Origin of the sequence: Rubrivirga aquatilis (genome assembly GCF_046845665.1) — a bacterium.
Taxonomy (GTDB): domain Bacteria; phylum Bacteroidota; class Rhodothermia; order Rhodothermales; family Rubricoccaceae; genus Rubrivirga.
Window position 1 is genome coordinate 2,838,686 of the sequence record NZ_CP177355.1, and the last position, 16,239, is coordinate 2,854,924.

The 16,239-nt window shown below is 70.8% G+C and carries 17 protein-coding genes and 1 pseudogene; 8 read left to right on the forward strand and 10 right to left on the reverse strand.

The genetic code is table 11. The features are described 5' to 3' along the window. Nucleotides 1-35 precede the first annotated feature (35 nt). Nucleotides 36-1,352 (reverse strand): acyl-CoA dehydrogenase family protein, encoded by a 1,317-nt coding sequence (locus ACLII4_RS12425; RefSeq protein WP_412067723.1) that lies wholly within the window; start codon nt 1,350-1,352, stop codon nt 36-38. A gap of 72 nt (nt 1,353-1,424) precedes the next feature. On the opposite strand from ACLII4_RS12425, the gene ACLII4_RS12430 reads away from it, so the two are divergent. Continuing rightward, on the forward strand, nt 1,425-1,931 hold the full coding sequence (locus ACLII4_RS12430) for a hypothetical protein (RefSeq protein WP_412067724.1): 507 nt from the start codon (nt 1,425-1,427) through the stop codon (nt 1,929-1,931). On the opposite strand, the gene ACLII4_RS12435 is transcribed toward ACLII4_RS12430, so the two are convergent. From ACLII4_RS12435 to ACLII4_RS12445, 3 genes are all read right to left on the reverse strand, one after another. Further along, complete coding sequence (locus tag ACLII4_RS12435; protein ID WP_412067725.1) at nt 1,928-2,533, reverse strand: hypothetical protein; 606 nt, start codon at nt 2,531-2,533, stop codon at nt 1,928-1,930. The two genes, ACLII4_RS12430 and ACLII4_RS12435, sit on opposite strands and share 4 nt — an antisense overlap. A 134-nt stretch (nt 2,534-2,667) precedes the next feature. Next, nucleotides 2,668-3,840 (reverse strand): DNA double-strand break repair nuclease NurA, encoded by a 1,173-nt coding sequence (locus ACLII4_RS12440; RefSeq protein WP_412067726.1) that lies wholly within the window; start codon nt 3,838-3,840, stop codon nt 2,668-2,670. Nucleotides 3,841-3,918: 78 nt separating this feature from the next. Further along, on the reverse strand, nt 3,919-4,431 hold the full coding sequence (locus tag ACLII4_RS12445) for a hypothetical protein (RefSeq protein ID WP_412067727.1): 513 nt from the start codon (nt 4,429-4,431) through the stop codon (nt 3,919-3,921). Between the two features lie 46 nt (nt 4,432-4,477). Here ACLII4_RS12445 and hemW point away from each other — a divergent pair, with 46 nt between their 5' ends. Both hemW and ACLII4_RS12455 read left to right on the forward strand, forming a co-directional pair. Next, nucleotides 4,478-5,635 (forward strand): radical SAM family heme chaperone HemW, encoded by a 1,158-nt coding sequence (gene hemW, locus ACLII4_RS12450; protein WP_412067728.1) that lies wholly within the window; start codon nt 4,478-4,480, stop codon nt 5,633-5,635. Nucleotides 5,636-5,680: 45 nt separating this feature from the next. Next, nucleotides 5,681-6,163 (forward strand): DUF192 domain-containing protein, encoded by a 483-nt coding sequence (locus ACLII4_RS12455; RefSeq protein ID WP_412067729.1) that lies wholly within the window; start codon nt 5,681-5,683, stop codon nt 6,161-6,163. A 263-nt stretch (nt 6,164-6,426) separates the two neighbouring features. Here the strand turns inward: ACLII4_RS12455 and eno are convergent, their stop codons facing one another. The 6 genes from eno to ACLII4_RS12485 form a co-directional block, all read right to left on the reverse strand. After that, nucleotides 6,427-7,710: a phosphopyruvate hydratase gene (eno, locus tag ACLII4_RS12460; protein ID WP_412067730.1), complete on the reverse strand. Its 1,284-nt coding sequence runs from the start codon at nt 7,708-7,710 to the stop codon at nt 6,427-6,429. Between the two features lie 141 nt (nt 7,711-7,851). After that, nucleotides 7,852-8,232, reverse strand: a complete 381-nt coding sequence (locus tag ACLII4_RS12465; protein ID WP_412067731.1) for a hypothetical protein — start codon at nt 8,230-8,232, stop codon at nt 7,852-7,854. Between the two features lie 139 nt (nt 8,233-8,371). Continuing rightward, complete coding sequence (locus ACLII4_RS12470) at nt 8,372-9,805, reverse strand: hypothetical protein (protein WP_412067732.1); 1,434 nt, start codon at nt 9,803-9,805, stop codon at nt 8,372-8,374. A gap of 26 nt (nt 9,806-9,831) precedes the next feature. After that, the gene (locus ACLII4_RS12475; RefSeq protein WP_412067733.1) at nt 9,832-11,133 is read right to left on the reverse strand and encodes a hypothetical protein; all 1,302 of its coding nucleotides are present in this window, start codon (nt 11,131-11,133) and stop codon (nt 9,832-9,834) included. Between the two features lie 72 nt (nt 11,134-11,205). Next, nucleotides 11,206-12,402, reverse strand: a complete 1,197-nt coding sequence (locus tag ACLII4_RS12480; protein WP_412067734.1) for a hypothetical protein — start codon at nt 12,400-12,402, stop codon at nt 11,206-11,208. Nucleotides 12,403-12,869: 467 nt separating this feature from the next. Beyond that, on the reverse strand, nt 12,870-13,640 hold the full coding sequence (locus tag ACLII4_RS12485; RefSeq protein ID WP_412067735.1) for a glycogen/starch synthase: 771 nt from the start codon (nt 13,638-13,640) through the stop codon (nt 12,870-12,872). A gap of 115 nt (nt 13,641-13,755) precedes the next feature. On the opposite strand from ACLII4_RS12485, the gene ACLII4_RS12490 reads away from it, so the two are divergent. The 5 genes and pseudogenes from ACLII4_RS12490 (at nt 13,756) to ACLII4_RS12510 (ending at nt 16,235) form a co-directional block, all read left to right on the forward strand. Further along, the gene (locus ACLII4_RS12490) at nt 13,756-14,064 is read left to right on the forward strand and encodes an HU family DNA-binding protein (protein ID WP_412067736.1); all 309 of its coding nucleotides are present in this window, start codon (nt 13,756-13,758) and stop codon (nt 14,062-14,064) included. Nucleotides 14,065-14,068: 4 nt separating this feature from the next. After that, nucleotides 14,069-14,242, forward strand: a pseudogene (locus ACLII4_RS12495) (double zinc ribbon domain-containing protein); the annotation flags it as partial. A 63-nt stretch (nt 14,243-14,305) separates the two neighbouring features. Continuing rightward, nucleotides 14,306-14,938 carry a tetratricopeptide repeat protein gene (locus tag ACLII4_RS12500; RefSeq protein ID WP_412070565.1) on the forward strand — a complete coding sequence of 211 codons (633 nt, stop codon included), beginning with the start codon at nt 14,306-14,308 and terminating at the stop codon, nt 14,936-14,938. Further along, nucleotides 14,935-15,597, forward strand: coding sequence for a molybdate ABC transporter substrate-binding protein (gene modA, locus ACLII4_RS12505; protein ID WP_412067737.1), 663 nt, complete (start codon nt 14,935-14,937; stop codon nt 15,595-15,597). Before ACLII4_RS12500 ends, modA begins: the two co-directional genes overlap by 4 nt. Further along, nucleotides 15,594-16,235 carry a molybdate ABC transporter permease subunit gene (locus ACLII4_RS12510; RefSeq protein WP_412067738.1) on the forward strand — a complete coding sequence of 214 codons (642 nt, stop codon included), beginning with the start codon at nt 15,594-15,596 and terminating at the stop codon, nt 16,233-16,235. Before modA ends, ACLII4_RS12510 begins: the two co-directional genes overlap by 4 nt. The last annotated feature ends 4 nt before the right edge of the window (nt 16,236-16,239 follow it).

A 16,239-nucleotide genomic window follows, 5' to 3' on the forward strand; every position in this document is an offset into this window, starting at 1 on the left:
TGGGGACCGCAGGCTACGGCGCCGCCTCCTGGCGGTTACGAAAAGGCGTTGATCCCCGTCGCGTCCATCCCCAGCACCAGCGTGTGGACCTCGTCCGTCCCCTCGTAGGTGACCACGGACTCGAGGTTCGCCATGTGGCGCATCACCGGGTAGATGCCCAGGACGCCGTTGCCGCCCAAGAGCTGGCGGCTCTGCCGGGCGACGGCGAGCGCCATCCGGACGTTGTCGCGCTTCGCCAGCGAGACGTGCGGGGGGCGCATCGTCCCGGCGTCCTTCATCCGGCCCAGCCGCCACGCGACGAGCTGCGCCTTGGTGATGTCCGCCAGCATGTCGGCGATGTGGTTCTGGACGAGCTGGAAGCCGGCGACGGGCTGGCCGAACTGCTCGCGGCGCGTCGTGTGCTGGAGCGCCGCGTCGTAGCACGAGAGAGCGGCGCCGATGACGCCGAACGCGATCCCGTACCGCGCCTGCGTCAGGCACGACAGCGGCCCCTTTAAGCCCTTGACGCCGGGCAGCATCGCCGACGCGGGCACGCGGACCTCGTCGAGCACGACCTCGCTGGTCACGGCCGCGCGCAGCGACCACTTGTCCATGATCCGGGGCGTCGAGACGCCCGGCAGGTCGGTCTCGACCAGGAAGCCGCGCACGTCGCCGGCGTCGTCCTTGGCCCACACGACGGCCACGTCCGCGATCGAGGCGTTCGTGCTCCACCGCTTGTGGCCGGTGATCACGTAGTCGTCGCCGTCGCGTCGCGCGCGCGTCCGCATCGATCCGGGGTCCGAGCCCGCCTCGGGCTCCGTGAGCGCGAAGCAGCCGATGGCGTCGGCGGTCGCCAGCCGGGGGAGCCAGCGGCGCTTCTGCTCTTCGGAGCCGTAGGTGTAGATCGGGTACATCACGAGCGAGCCCATCACAGAGCAGAACGAGCGCAAGCCGCTGTCGGCGCGCTCGACCTCCTGCATCATCAGGCCATACGTGACCGACGACGCGCCCCGGCCACCGTACTCGGTCGGGATCGTAGGGCCGACGCAGCCGAGCGCCGCCAGCCCCCGCGCCACGTCCATCGGGAACGTCAGCGCTTGCGCGTGCTGCTCGATCTCGGGGAGGACGTGCTCGGTGACGTACGCGCGGACGCGGTCCCGCGCGTCGCGCTCCTCGTCCGTCAGCAGGTCGTCGATGCGGTAAAAGTCGAGCGCGTCGTAGGCCGTGGGGTCGTAGCCGCGCGAGCTGCCCTCGGGCGTATGGCCGAGCGGGCGGAAGGCGTCGGGGTCGCCGGACTGGCGGGCGTCCTGGACGTCGTTGGCGGGGGCGCCGTCGCCGGCGTGGGCGGGGATCGGGAGAGATTCGTCGGGCATGGTCGGTACCTTGGGCGCTCGTGGCGCGGCGAGTCGTGTGTCGCGAGTGTTCCGTCCCCCACCGACCCCGCCATGCGCCTCCTGGTTCTCGCTGCCGCCGTTCTTCTCGGATCCGTCCCCGCGCTCGCCCAGCGGTTCGGCGACGCGCCCCCCCGCATCGGCGTCGGCTTCGACGTGGCCACGGCCATCACGAATCAATCGCTGATCCCCGACGGCCCCTCGATCGGCTTGCGCGCCCGAGCCGCGCTCCCCGTCAACGCCGACCTGTCGCTGGCGGCGAGCCTGGGCGTCGGGGCGCACCTGTTCGAAGGCGCTGGCGAGGCGCGCTACGTCGCGAACCCTCAGGCGTCCATCATCGTGACGCTCCCCGGCCGTGGCGCGGCGCGGTACCTCATGGGCGGGTTCGGCGGGATGGTGCCGCTCAGCGGCGGCGGCGGCGGGCTGACGCTCCACGCGGGGTACGGCTGGGCCATCCCGCTCACCGAGACCTCGTTGTTCGTCGAGGTCAACCCGTCGCTCGTGATCGGGGAGCGCGAAACCACGCCCGTTTTGGCCGTCCGCACCGGCGTCATCTTTTAGACGGCGCGGCGCAGGATCGACTGCAGGCGCTCGTGATCGTCGTCAAGGAGACGCGCGAGGGCGCGGCCGGCGGCCACCAACACGTCGTCGCCGTCGGCGCCGCCGCCGTGCGAGCGGCGCAGGTTGCGCAGCGCGGCCGCCAGCAGGTCGTCGGCGGGGACCGCCGGGTCGGGGTTGCGCGCCAACGTGCGGAGCACGTCGAACGGAGCCGCCAGCGCGGCGACGGCCTCGGGCCCCGCCAGCCGAAGGCGGTCGTGGAGCTCGGGGGGGCGCGGCGGCAACGTCTGGCGGACGTGCCCCGACGCGTCGCGATAGGCCAGGATCTGGGCGCGGACGGTCGTGCGGACGAGCTCCAGGATCTGCGGCATCTCGCGGCGGATCCGGTCGCGGTCGTAGTCGGCCCCGAGCGCGACGGCCTGTCTGCCCGGCTCGACGCTCCCGGTCTCGGCGTGGCTCACGATCCCGTAGAGTACGTTTCCGCCGTCGACGGCGATCTCGACCCAGTCGCCGAAGGCGGGGACCTCGGCCTCGGGGTACACCTCGGCGACCACCTCGCGCGTGCTGCTGGCGATGACTTCGGCGACGGGCGGGGCGAGGGGCATGCGGTCGGTGGTCGGTGGTCGGTGGTCGGTGGTCGGTGGTCGGAAAATGCAGCGCCGTATGGGCGGGCGCCAGCATGAGCTATGAGTCTGCCCGTTCCTATTTCCCCGTTCCGAATTTCCGCGAGCGCAGCGAGCTATACCCGGGGCGATCGCTTTGACGCCGACTTTCCGGAGTACGTCGGCGCACCCGCGCCGGAGCGGCGGGCCTGGCGCGCCAGGATCCGGTAGAACACCTCTTTCTCGCGCGCCCGGACGACGGCGCGCTCGTGCGCCTCCTGCAGGATGATCGGGTAGCCGCCCCCCTTTTCGCACTGGTCGAGCACGACGGAGTGGATGAGGTCCAGCCACGGCCCGTGCTCGTCGCCACCGTGGGCCACCCACTCCGGCATTTCGACGCGGCCGACCTCGCCGCACCCGCGGACGTAGAACGCGCCGATGCGGTGCTCGCCGTACGCCGAGAGCACCTCGCTCCGCGACAGAAAGACGGCCGAGCGGTGGTCGCCGTCGAGGTGGCGCTCGAACAGGTGGCGGTCGTGCAGGCCGCGGAGCGAGTCCGGCGACGCCTCCCAGTCGGGCTCGTCGCGCCACAGGCGGAGCAGGTTGACGACCTCGGCGTTGCCCGGCCGCGAGACGTACGAGCAGACGGGGATGCCGGCCGCGCGGAAGCGGTCAAGCACGGCGACATAGCGCGCGAGCAGGGTCGTCTCCAGCCGGCGGTTCTTCATGCCCCGCAGCATCCAGCGGATCAGCGTCCCGTCGGCCATCGCGAGGACGGGGCGGCCGCTCCGGCGCTCGGCGAGTGCGGTCTCGAACAGCCACGACAGCTCGAGCTCGTCCCGGAGCGCGGACACCACCTCGGTTGACACGTCGAGCGGGGAGGCTTGGGCGTCGTCGTCGGCCTGGAGCTCGTCGAGGTCCTGCTGGCGGTAGCGCAGCGACGGCTCGGCCTGGATGAGCGGGGCGTCGAGCGTGCCGTAGTGGAAGGCGACGCGGCCGACGTTGAGCAGGTAGCAGCTCGGCTCGACGTGGCGATCGGGGAAGATCTGCGAGCCATCCGTCGCCACGACGGTGACCGTCTTCGGACGCGGCTCGCAGGCGTGGGCGCCATCAGGCGTCGTGGTTGGGATCGCACGGAGCAGCCCCCCCTTGATGCCGACCGCCCGGTCGCGGAGCGCCTCCCAATCCGGTGCGGCGTCCGCCAGCGCCTGGTGGCCGCGCGCCAGCCGGTCCGCATGCGAGCGGTCCTCCTCGACGCGGTACGCGGCGAAGTCGGCGATCTGGCCGGCCAAGAGGGCAAAGTCGAGCACGGAGAGTCGGGTGGGGTGCGGAAGGACGGGACGAGGGCGCGCCAGCGTGTTGTCAGAGCCTGCCGAGGGGCGACGGGGTCACTCCACGTCGACGGTGACGAGGGCACACGCCAGCGACTGCCCCAGCCCGCGCTTGAGGACGGGAAAGATGTGGCACATAGCGACGGCCATCGCCAACTCGACGTGGGCGTCGTGCCCGAACAGGGCCTCCATGGCTCGCGCGTGGTCCGCCACGTCGTCGGCTTGGGAGGCGACGGCCCGGCCGAAGGCGTAGGCCTCACGTAGGTCGTCGGACAAGGTGTCTGGGTCGTCGAGCGCCTGGCGGAGCAGGATCGCGCCGACGCCGTCGCGCCGCGCGACGGTGACGACGATCTGGACGCACGTCCCGCAGTCCTGGGCGACCGTCGCGCCGAGCCGTGCGAGGTGCCACGCCTCTCGCGGCGCGGCCTTGCGGTGGTCGGCGGCGGGCATCGCCAGCATCCATTTGGCAAACGCGGCGCCCGAGGCGTTCGCCAGCGTCGTCAGGTACGGCATGGCGACGCCGACGCGGTTCTCTGCAGTGACGATGACTCGATTCGCGAGGGCACCCATGTCAGGGGTCGGGGGTTGGGGGCCCAGACTACCACGCGCCCGACCCTTGGCTGGCCTCTACGTCCACGTCCCCTTCTGCACGCAGCGCTGCGTGTACTGCGACTTCTACTTCACGACGACCCGGATCGCAGAGGGGCCGTACGTCCAGGCGGTCGAGACGGAGGCGGCGCGGCTGGGCGCAGAGTTCCGAGACCGGGCCCCCCTCGCGACGCTGTACCTCGGAGGCGGGACGCCGTCGCTCCTGTCGCCCGACGCGCTCGGGCGGATCGTCCACGCCGCGCACGAGCACTTCGACACGTCCGACCTGGCAGAGGTGACCGTCGAGGCCAACCCGGAGGACCTGGCCGGGCCGGGGGGCGCCACGTGGCTCCGCGCCGCGAAGCGCCTGGGCGTCACGCGCCTCTCGCTCGGCGTCCAGTCGTTTTTCGACGAGGACCTGACGTTCATGAACCGCGCCCATGATGCCGTCCAGGCCGAGGCTGGGACCGAGGCGGCCGTCGGCGTCATCGGCGACGTCTCCGTCGACCTCATCTTCGGGGTCCCGGACCAGCCGTTCGAGCACTGGGGCGCCAACCTCCAGAAGGCCGTCCGACTCGGCGCCACGCACGTCTCGACGTATAGCCTGACCGTCGAGGACCGGACGCCGCTCCGAAAACTGGTCGATCTCGGCCGCGTGGTGCCCGAGGGCGATGAGGCGCTACGCGAGCGATACCTGTTCACGCACGACTACCTCGCGTCGCACGGATTCGAGCACTACGAGGTCTCGTCGTTCGCCCAGCCCGGCAAGCGGAGCCGCCACAACGAGGGCTACTGGACGCACGCGACGGTCGTCGGCATCGGCCCGAGCGCGCACTCGTTCTGGCGCGAGACGCGCAGCCGGGGCTGGCGCTGGGCGGACGTGGCGCACCTCGGCCGGTGGCAGGGACTGGTGCTCGCGGGCGAGAGCCCCGTCGACTGGCGCGAGCCGATCGGTCCTGACGAGCTGGCCGACGAGGCCGTGCTCCTTGGCCTCCGCCGCCTCGTCGACGGGCTCGACCTCGACCGCCTGGAGCGCGACTACGGCGTCGACCTGCTGACGGACAAGCGCGCCGAGCTGGCGGCGCTCGAAGGTGCCGGCCTCCTCGACGTCGACGGCCGCCGCGTGCGGCTCACCATCGACGGCGCCGCCGTCGCCGACGCCGTCGCGCTCCGGCTCGTGGGCTGACGCCCTCTCCTCACAGGTAGCTTTCCCATCCCCATTCTGCTGCCTATGCGCTCCGCCCTCCTTGTTCTGACCCTCCTCGCCGCCGGCTGCGCTGACGCCACGGACCCCGCCCCCGCTCCGGTAGACGCGAGCCCCTCAGGCATCCCGTTCGAGATTGACGGCACCCTCTCATTCCTCCGAGGCACCGACACGCTGAAGACCATCGCCATCGAAATCGCGGACACCGATTCGACGCGGGGCCGCGGGCTCATGCAGCGCACCGACATCCCCGAGGACACGGGCATGCTGTTCATCTTCCCCCGAGCCGAGCCCCAAGCGTTCTACATGGCGAACACGCCCCGGTCACTGGACATCCAGTTCTACGGCGCCGACTCCACCCTGCTCAACGTGGCATACGGCACCACGCCGTTTTCGAACGACAACCTTCTCTCGGATGGCCCGACCCAATTCGTCGTCGAGGTCGAGGCGGGCGTCACGCGGCGACTGGGGCTCGTGCAGGGCGACCGGATCACTTGGGATCGGGACTAGTCAACCCACGAGTTGCACGTTGGAACACCGTTTGGCCGGGCCGATGGCGGCGCCCGTCTGGCCAACCCTACGAGGATTCACAGGCGCACAGGCCCCTCGCACAGGGAAAACCCTGAATCCGGCATGAAGTGACCAGAATTGCACACCCCGTTGGCACCTGGTTGAAAGTCTCGCCGTTGTTTAGGCCAAGGTGACTGACGTGCCGTCCCACGTTCACCACCGTAGCCCGCTGGCCCCGTAAGGCCAGCGGGCGTTTTTTTGCGCTAGAAGCGGAACGCCTCCATGCCTGGGTAGACGGCCGAGTCCCCGAGCATCTCTTCGATCCGCAAGAGTTGGTTGTACTTCGCGAGACGGTCGCTGCGGGAGGCGGAGCCCGTTTTGATCTGGCCGCAGCCGCAGGCCACGGCGAGGTCGGCGATCGTGGTGTCCTCGGTCTCGCCCGAGCGGTGGCTCATCACCGACGCGTATCCGTAGCGGTGCGCCAGCTCCACGGCCTCCAGCGTCTCGGTCAAAGTCCCGATCTGGTTGGGCTTGATGAGGATGGCGTTGGCCGTCTCCTCGTCGATCCCGCGCTGCAGCCGGGTCGTGTTCGTCACGAAGAGGTCGTCGCCGACGAGTTGAATGGTCTCGCCGACACGCTCGGTGAGCGAGGCCCACCCGTCCCAGTCGTTCTCGTCCATCGCGTCCTCGATGGAGATGATCGGGTACTCATCGACCCATCCGGCCCAGAACTCGACCATTTCCTCGGAGCTCAGCTTGCGGTCCGGGTCGGACTTGTAGAAGACGTACTCGCCGTCCTCGTACATCTCCGACGCGGCCGGGTCGAGGGCGATGTAGATGTCTTCCCCAGCCTCGTAGCCCGCCCGGTCGATGGCCTCTAGGATCACGTCGATGGCCTCCTCGTTGCTCTTGAGGTTCGGCGCGAACCCACCCTCATCGCCGACGGCCGTCGAGTAGCCCTTGCCCTTGAGGACGGCCTGGAGGTGGTGGAACGTTTCGACCCCCATTCGCAGGCCCTCCGAGAACGACTCGGCGCCGACGGGCATCACCATGAACTCCTGCAAGTCCACCGAGTTGTCGGCGTGCTTGCCGCCATTGATGATGTTCATCATCGGGACCGGCAGCCGGCGCGCGTTCGCGCCCCCGAGGTAGGCGTAGAGGGGCAACCCGGAGACCACGGCGCCCGCGCGAGCGGTGGCCAGCGAGACTCCAAGCAAGGCGTTCGCGCCTAGCGCGGCCTTGTTGTCGGTCCCATCGATCTCGAGTAGGAGAGCGTCGAGCGCCGGCTGATCGAGCACGTCCATCCCGGCGACCTCGCCGGCGATCGTGTCGTTCACGTTCGCGACCGCCTTGAGCACGCCGCGACCCAGGTAGACATCCGGGTCTCCGTCGCGGAGTTCGACGGCCTCGTACTCGCCGGTCGAGGCGCCCGAAGGCACGGCGGCGCGGCCCACGGCCCCGTCGTCGGTGATCACGTCGACCTCGACGGTCGGGTTGCCCCGGCTATCGAGGATCTGGCGGGCGTGGACGGAAGCGATGACAGACATGCGAGCGCGGGTTGGGAGACCGCCCAAGGTACCGTGCCGCGCTCGAGACGGCAGTCGGGTCGGGCACTCAAAAGCCCTTCCAGCCAAGCAGTTTGGGCGGGCCGCCCTTCCGCTGGCGGTTCGTCGCTTTCGAGCCGCTGACTATCCGCGCGAGGGGGTGGGCACCCTCGCCCGGGTCCGGCAGACCGCTCGGTCCGTCACGTGGACGACCACCTCCGTCCCCTCGGGCGCCGTCAGCCCAGCGGGGCGCCGTTGCAGACGCCGTGTTGCGTGGGCCTCGTACTGAGCGGCGACTCGCAGACTGGCCGCCTCGATGCGCGAGTTCGTGGACTGCTCCGAGATGATCCGGTACGCATCGGCAATGCACCACTCGACAGGGTCCTCGCTTGGAGACATCCTCGGATGGACCTGCTGCTGGAGGAATTGGAGCGTGTAGCGGACCGACTTCGGCGTCGCCGTCAGGTCGATCTGAGCGGCGGCGGAAGCCGGGAGGAGCAGGGCGAGGACCAGAGTCAACCGCATAGGAGAACCGTGATGTACGGGTACAATGGTACAGGAAGAGATCCGAGCGCCCAACCGCGCGGGGCGGCCTCGACAAAAAAAACCGGCCGCCCTCCCATCGGAAGGCGGCCGGTCGACGAACTGGACGGAGCGCAGCCGCCTAGCGGACGCGCGTCGTGCAGGAGCCGTAGGCGCCCAGGCTGGAGCCGACCGACTGGCCCGGCGAGTAGCCCTCGAGGAAGTACTGCTCGCGGCTCGGGCCGGCGCGCTCGTACTGGGCGGCCGCGCGGCGCGAGGCACTCGCGATCCGGCTGTCATTCGTCGAGGCCGCCACGTTGCGGTAGATGTCGGCGAGGCACCAGTAGGCGAACCGGCCGCGCAGGGACGACGGACGGCCGACCGAGCTGGCGATCAGACCCGCCCGGCGGTACAGCGACGGGCCGTGGCTCGGGAAGTACTCGAGCGCGCGGTTGAAGTCGGAGGCGCCACCGTACGGGCTCACCCCACGCGAGTAGAAAAAGTCAGCGCGCTGGGCGTTCGACTGGGCGTTCGCAATCGCCCGGTCGAACAGGCGGCTGCCTTCGCCCGAGTTCCCGTCGCGATAGTTCTGGAGCGCCAGCGCAAAGAGCGTCCGCGGGTTGTCGACCTGGTTGGTGACCGCCGGCAGCCGGAGCAGCTGCGACCGGAGCTCGGCCACGTCCTCGTCGAGCGCCTCGATACGCTCGGGCTGCTGGATCACCACCGCGAGCAACTGGAGCGCGGCGTTGTCCGCGATCGAGCCGTTCCTGAGGTCGGTGATCAGCCGGATGACAGCCGTGTCGTCTCCGACCGTGATGCCGCCGGACTCGGCCGGGTCCGACTCGACGTACTCGGCGTACAAGGTGTAGTTCTGCTTCAGTGCCGGGTCGTCGACGACCTCGGCCAGGCTCCGGATGAATGCGGCGCGCTCCGGGTTCGGGAGCTCTTCCGAGAACTGAGCCGGCGACGTCACATAGATCTGGTTCACGTACCAGTCCTCCAGGCTGTCCGGCTGTGCCTCGAGGGCGCGGCTGAAGGCCTCGAACTGCTTCTCTTCGGCGTCGTCGTAGTAGGCGGCGTTCTGGAAGTAGAAGAAGCCCTGCCGCAGGTCGCGGAGGTAGCTATCGAAGGCGATGCCCTCGCGCCGCATGGCCTCAACGCCCATCCGGCGGGACGCCAGCGCGGAGTCGAGGTACGCAATGCGCTCGTCCCGGCTCGTCGAGTCGAGCTGGGCCGCGAAGTCCTCGTAGATGGAGGCCATCCGGAGGTAGTTGCGGTCGTCGGGGTCCTCGCCCGTGAACAGCGGCTCGGTCGCGAGCAGGTGCTTGATGTACGGGTAGGCCGCGCAGGTGTCGCCGTTGCGGTAGTACTCGCTGCCCAGGCTGAAGTTGGCCCGCGTCGTCGGCTGAATCAGGACGTAGGTGTCCGAGCAATAGTCGCCGGGGCCGTAATCCGTGGGCGTGTCCGGAACGAACGGCTCGTTGGCCGAGCTCGACGAGCTGGTGCCCGTAGGGGGCGGGGCGCAGGCGGCAAAGATGCCGAAGGCGAGAACGAAGACGAGGCGAGACGGGCGCATGAGCCGGAGAAGTGGAGTGGGTGGGGTCAGTCGAACCGACGGCGGATGAACCAGCGCTCACCGAAGTTGAGCGTCAGCGTACCCTTCAGGAAGGTATCGCGAACGAGTACGCCCTCTGCGGAGCCTCGGGTTCCGAGCTCGAAGCCGAGGTCGAAGCGGGCGCCGGTGAGGCGGTTCGGGATCGAGACGCCGCCGGTCAGGGCGACGGTCGTCACGTCCTCGCCCGACGGGGCGTACAGCCCGCGCTCGGCGTAGCCGCCCACGCGGTAGGCCGCGCGGCGCAAGACGGGGGCTCGGCGGTCGCGCCCGGCAGGCGTCACCTCGATCCCGCCGCCGATGCGGTACCGGTCGCGGAGCACGTCGAGCCCTGCGGCGTCGTCGAAGCCGCCGACGGGGAGCGTGCTCTCGAACCCGGACCACGGCTCGTAGCTCGCGTCGAGGGCCGCCAGCCAGCGCAGGCCGGAGAGGTAGGCGACGCCGCCGCGAGCGGCGAGGGGCATCCGAACGTCGCCGTCGAGGGACAGGCTGCCGTCCGGCGCGCGCAACGTGTCGCGGTCCAGGCTCTCGCCGAGCGTGACGGTGCGGGAGGCCGAGAGGTTGGTGGGTAGCGTGAGCGCGGCGGCGACGGTCAACGCATCGTCCTCGCGGAAGAGCTGTCGGCCGGTGACGGCGCCGCCGACGGTGGCCGTCACGCCGCGCAAGCGGGTGACCCGCCCCTGGCGCGTTTCGAGGTAGACCGTCTGGTCGAACTGCGTCCGCTGCAGCAACTCCTGGCTGCCGAAGAACACGTCGGCGCTGGCGCCGAGCTGGACGACGTTGCCGAGCTTGAGGCCGAGCCCGCCCGAAAGCTGCTGGAGCCCCCCGGCGCCCTCCTGGTTGAGCGTGTACGCCGCCATCTCGTCGTCGACGAGCAGCGAGTCTCGGATGGCTGCCCGGTAGTTGACGCGGGAGTATGGCCGGTACGCGAACACCAACCCGAGCTTGGAGGGGATCAGCGGGATGCCCAGGTGCAGCGACGACAGGTCGCCCGCCGTCCCGACGCTGGTGTCGTCGCTAAAGGCGTCCTCGCCCCGAACCGTGGCGACCGAGGCGCCGGCGGAGAACGTCGTCAACGCTTGGTCGGACCACAGCGCCGGGTTCGACAGGTTGACGTAGCTCCCCGACCGCAACGCGACGCCGCCGTGGCCGAGCATCGCGGACTGGGCCGAGCCGAACTCGACGCGTTCGCCCAGACCGTAGAGCGAGTAGATGGAGCCGTAGTTGTTGGTGCCCTGGGCCTGAGCACCGAGGGCGGTGGCGGCGAGGAGGGCGAGCGCGAGCAGGCGCATACAGGCGGGGGCGTACGGAAGAGACACACGCGCGGCGGGATCGTTGCCGCGCAGAGAAGCGACGGGGGCGGCCTACTGGCCGCCGCCGACCAGGGTCAGGGTCAGCCGGGGCTGGACAGTGTCGGGCGAGTCGGGCACGATCACCGGTAGAATGTCGAGCGACGCTGAGGCCGGGTTGGTCACCACCTCGAACCGGTCGTAGCCGGCCGTGGCCGGGTTGAGCAGCGCGGCCTGAATGGCCGCGGTCAAGGCATTGGTGTCGTTGACCTTCAGCTCATCGTCGCCCTCATCGTAAACGACCGTCCCCAAGAAATCGCGCACTCGGGTCGCGCCTTCTTCACGGACGCCGAACAAGAACGAAACCGGTGCGATGGGACGGACGAAGGCGCCGTCCTGCGCGAGCCCGTTGAGGATCGGAAGGCGCACGCGGGCCCGGGCGAGCGCGGCCGTCCCGACCCCGTCGAGGCTGGCGGAAAAGGTGAGGCCTGCTCGGGACGTGGCCCGAGCGGGGAACACGTCGCTAGCGGCGGGCGGCGTCGTGGTGACCGAGGAGAAGACCTCGGAGAGCGCGAAGGTGACGGTGTCGCCAGCCACCACCACGCGCAGCCCCGAGCCTCGGGACAAGAACGTGTCGAACCCGAAAACGACACCGGGCGCGGCCTGATAGTCGGCCGGGACCTGGAGGGCGAAGCCCTCGAAGTCGGTGCCGAAGGTGCCGCTGACGAGCGTCGGGGCGTTGGCCGTCACCCACTCCGCGGGGAGGTCGAAGCGGCGGAGCGTGTCCGCAGCCACCACCGTCGTGGTGCTCAGCACGTCGCCGACGGCGAGAAGCGTGTCGGACGGGTAGTCGCGGTCCGCCTCCCACGTGTTCGTGCCCTGGATCTGACGCAATTCCAGCGGCAGCGCCGTCGTGGTGTCGCCATAGGCGTACGCCCGGTTGAGCTCCAGCCACACCTCGGTCACGTCGGCCGCGTCGGCGGCTTCGACGTCCGAGTTCTGCAGGAAGTCGACGTAGGCGACCGAGCGCACGTCCCCGAAGATGGGGTCGGCGACGGAGCCGGCAAGCACGCGCGGCTGCGCCAGCGAGTTCGAGGGGTCGGCGATGCCAATGGCGACGGTGCTGTCGTCGAAGACGGTCAGCCCATCGAGCGCGATGGCGCGGACGTTGGGGTTGAGCTGCTCCTCGTCGATGAGGCCGAGGCCGACCCCGGCGGGGTCCTGGCAGGCGGCGAGGGCGAGTACCGCGAGCGCGGCGGCGAAGAATCTCACGAAGGGATCGGGTGGTCGGGCGGGGCGCGCTGTCAACGGGGCCTCGGCGCGTTTCGCGTGGGGCGGCCCCGAAAGGACCCGAAGCCTACCCTTCGACCGTCCGCACGTCCGGGCGGATCGTGCGAAAAGGGGCCGCGGCCGGAAGCGATCGCCCCACGCGGTACCAGCGACATCTCAGCAGACCGAGGAGTCTCTGCCTGCACCATGCCGATCCCCTGAGACCTCTCGCTGGTGGGCCCCGACCGGCCTGTGGTTCAGGAGGGCGCGCCCCGGGCCTGGCAAGTTCGACCGAGCGAACGGACGCACGCGGCCGTCCGGGACCGCGAAGGGCCCCTGCCGCTGCTCCGCGGGGCGCCCGGGAGGAGAACTCGCGTCGGGCACGGCACACCGGCCCCGCGATCCCGAGAGACGGGCGCGGGGGGGGGCGAGGTGTGCAGGGGTGGGGACCGACGACGGTCCCCGTCCTCCTACGCCGCGAGCGCCGGATCAAGGCTGGCGTAGAGCGCCGCCGCCGTCTCGGCGACCGTCTCCGGATCGGCCGTGAGCGTTGGGCCCTCGGGCTCGCCGTCCGCAGCCACGTCGTCCCCGACATACGCCACGGCATCCGCCGTGGTCAGACCGATGTCGCGGAGCGAACGGCCCGCGTACTCGGCGGGCAAGCCCAGCGAGGTGGCCTCGCTCTCCGAGAGCAGGTGGCTGTAGCCGCCGGGCCCGTCGGGCGTGTAGACCGACCGACAGCCGGCGAACAGCTCGCTCTCGCCCAGCTCGTTCGCGAGCACGTGCGGAACGAAGGCGCTGATCCAGCCGGCAGCGTGGACCACGTCCGGTCCCCAGCCGAGCTTCTCGACGGTGGACAAGGCGGCGCGAGCGAAGAACAAGGCCCGCGCAGGGTTGTCCTCGAAGACGGCCTCCGTCTTTCGGTCTTGGTGCAGCCCCTTCCGCTTGAAAAAGTGGACGGAGTCCATGAAGTAGACCTGGAGCCGGATTCCAGGGATCGAGGCCACCTTCACCTTGAGGGTGTCTGAGGCATCGCCAGCGGCGATCTCAGCACCCGACAGGCGGATGACTTCGTGAAGGCGGTTCCGGCGCTCTGAGACCACGCCGTAGCGGGGCATCAGAATGCGCGGTTCGACGTCCTTCTGCTCTTGAAGGGCCTCGGGCATGACGCGCAAGACCTGAGAGGTCTCGGTCGTCTCGGAAAACGGGGCGACTTCGCCGGCGACGAACAGTACGCGCATCAGTTGGGGGACGGGGGGCAACCAGTCTGGCTGCGTGAAATCTAACTCCATCCGGGGCGGCTCCGCCACCGTCACCCGCCGGCTGTATCATGGATCCCCGCCAGGCCCCCGTCCCGTGACCAAAGCACAAATCGTCGACCGAATCGCGGAGGCCACTGGCCTCACCAAAATGGAGACGGAGGCGGTCGTAGACGGGTTTATGCACTCCGTGCTCGACGCCGTCTCCGAAGGCGACCGTGTGGAGCTCCGAGGCTTCGGCACCTTCCGCGCCGTCGAGCGCGCGCCCCGAACAGCCCGCAACCCGCGCACCGACCAGCCCGTGCCGGTGCCCCGCCGCATGGTCCCGGTCTTCAAGCCCGCCCAGGAGTTCCGCCGCCGGGTCGAGGACGAAGGAGCGGAGCGTCTCGTCGGCGCCCAGCCGTAGTCCCATGCCTGCCTGCTCGTCCTGCGGCGCCGCCCTCGCGCCCGACGCCGCCGCCTGCGATCTCTGCGGCACCCCCGCCGTTGCCCCCGAGGCCGCCGTCCTGCCGACTCCCGCTGCCTCGGCGGGACCGGCGTGCGACAGCTGCGGTCACGTCTCCCCTCCCGGCTCGCGCTTCTGCAACGCGTGCGGGGCGCCGATCGCGGCCGAGGCACTCCCTCCGCCGACCGCGGATCGCTCCGCAGTGCGCCCGTCCTCTGATGCCGGAAAGAAGGGGCTGATCGTGGTTGGGCTCGGGCTCGCGGCTGTGGTCGCCCTCTACTTGCTGACCATCGTCGCCCCGCGCCCGGAGGCGACGCCGGAGCCAGTGGGCGAGGCCATCGGCGAGGCCGCGCCGATCCCCCCGGGCGCCCCGCCCCTCCCCGACTCGCTCCAGGTGGCGGCCGACCAGTTCGCCGCGCAGGGCACCGCGTCGGGCTGGTACGAGTCGGGCCGGTATTATCTCACGGCGGCGTTCACCAGCGTCCAGTCCGACCCCACGTCGAGTGTGCGGTGGGCCCGCCGAGCGATCGAGGACTTCGACAAGAGCTTGGCCATCGAGGACTCCCCCTCGGTGCGCGTCGCGCTGGCGGAGGCGGCGACGTTCGACCCGTCCGACCCGATGCGCCCGATCCAGGAGCTCCGCGCTGTGCTGGAGGCCGACCCGGGCAACCTCGACGCGACCTACCTGCTGGCAGAGCGCCGCATGATGATCGGGCGCGTCGACAGCGCCCGCGTGGCGTTCGAGCGCGTGATCGCCGAGGCCCCGCCGGGGAGTGCGGTCCGCCAGCGGGCCGAGGCCGCCCTCGCCCGGATCGCCGCCTCGCCCGCCCCGTGAGCCGCGCGGCCGTGGCCGCCCTCGCCTTGGCGGTCGCCGCCTGCGCTGAGCCGCCCCCGGGCCCGGTGATGTTCGCCGCCGCCTCCACAGCGGAGGTCGTCCGCAGCGCCATACCCGACGCCACGGTCAGCGTTGCGGCGTCGTCTGTGCTGGCCCGCCAGATCGCCGCTGGCGCACCCGCCGACATGCTGGTCTCCGCGGACCCCGACTGGATTGACTGGCTGGCGGAGCGGGTGCCCGTCCTCGACCGACGCGTTGTCGCGAGGGGCCGGCTCGTCGTCGTCGGGCCGGCCGACACCCCCCACGCGGAGTCGCTGGCGCAAGCCGTCGTCGGGCGGATCGCGATCGCCGACGACACACACGCGCCGGCGGGGCGCTATGCCCGCCGCGCCATCCCGCAGGCGCTGTGGGGTCGACTGGACCGCATCGTGGCGAGCGACGTCCGCGCCGCCCTCGTGGCCGTCGAGACCGGCGCTGCCGACCGGGCCGTTGTCTACGCCAGCGACGCCGTCGCCAGCGGCCGAGCCCGTGTCGTCTGGACCTTCCCGGACACGGTCGCGGTCCGTTTCGAGGCCGCGCTGCTCGATGAGACCGCTCGCTCGGCCTTCGACCAACTCGTCGGGGCAGACTGGACCGGCGCGGGCTTTCTCCTCCGATGACGGCTTCCGACTGGGCTGCCGTCGGCCTGAGCCTCCGCGTGGCGGGGGCCGCGACGCTACTGGCGCTCGGACCGTCGCTCGCACTCGGGTGGTTCCTGGCCGGACGCCGGGGGATGCTGGCGCGCGGGGTCGAATTCGTGGTGTTCCTGCCCCTCGTCGTCCCGCCCGTCGTGACCGGCTACGCGCTGCTGGCCGTACTGCCTCGGACCGTCGCGTTCACCGGGTTGGCGGCTGTGCTGGCGTCCGCCGTTGTCGGGCTCCCCCTTTTCGTCCAGCTTGCCCGGGTCGGATTCGAGGGTGTCCGCCCCGACGTGCTTGACGCCGCGCGTGTCGATGGTGCCACGGCGTGGGCGTTGTGGCGCCGCGTCGTGGTCCCCCTCGCGGCGCCCTCTGTGGCGGCCGGGGCCGCGCTTCACTTTGCGCGGGGGCTCGGCGAGTTTGGGGCGACGCTGGTGGTCGCGGGCAACCTGCCCGGGCGGACACAGACACTGCCGCTGGCGCTGTACAGCCGGCTCCAGCAGGTCGGCGGCGAGGCCGCGACGGTGCAGCTTGCGTTCGCGTCGGTCGCGCTGGCGGCGCTGAGCCTGGGCGCGTCCCGGCTGATCGCCCGTCGGTGGCGGACGCCCGGCGCGCCGTAGGTTT

Coding starts and splice junctions, on each gene's coding strand:
- ACLII4_RS12425 (WP_412067723.1), bottom strand. CDS start 1,352: ATGCCCGACGAATCTCTCCCGATCCCCGCCCACGCCGGCGACGGCGCC.
- ACLII4_RS12430 (WP_412067724.1), top strand. CDS start 1,425: ATGCGCCTCCTGGTTCTCGCTGCCGCCGTTCTTCTCGGATCCGTCCCC.
- ACLII4_RS12435 (WP_412067725.1), bottom strand. CDS start 2,533: ATGCCCCTCGCCCCGCCCGTCGCCGAAGTCATCGCCAGCAGCACGCGC.
- ACLII4_RS12445 (WP_412067727.1), bottom strand. CDS start 4,431: ATGGGTGCCCTCGCGAATCGAGTCATCGTCACTGCAGAGAACCGCGTC.
- ACLII4_RS12455 (WP_412067729.1), top strand. CDS start 5,681: ATGCGCTCCGCCCTCCTTGTTCTGACCCTCCTCGCCGCCGGCTGCGCT.
- eno (WP_412067730.1), bottom strand. CDS start 7,710: ATGTCTGTCATCGCTTCCGTCCACGCCCGCCAGATCCTCGATAGCCGG.
- ACLII4_RS12465 (WP_412067731.1), bottom strand. CDS start 8,232: ATGCGGTTGACTCTGGTCCTCGCCCTGCTCCTCCCGGCTTCCGCCGCC.
- ACLII4_RS12470 (WP_412067732.1), bottom strand. CDS start 9,805: ATGCGCCCGTCTCGCCTCGTCTTCGTTCTCGCCTTCGGCATCTTTGCC.
- ACLII4_RS12475 (WP_412067733.1), bottom strand. CDS start 11,133: ATGCGCCTGCTCGCGCTCGCCCTCCTCGCCGCCACCGCCCTCGGTGCT.
- ACLII4_RS12485 (WP_412067735.1), bottom strand. CDS start 13,640: ATGCGCGTACTGTTCGTCGCCGGCGAAGTCGCCCCGTTTTCCGAGACG.
- ACLII4_RS12510 (WP_412067738.1), top strand. CDS start 15,594: ATGACGGCTTCCGACTGGGCTGCCGTCGGCCTGAGCCTCCGCGTGGCG.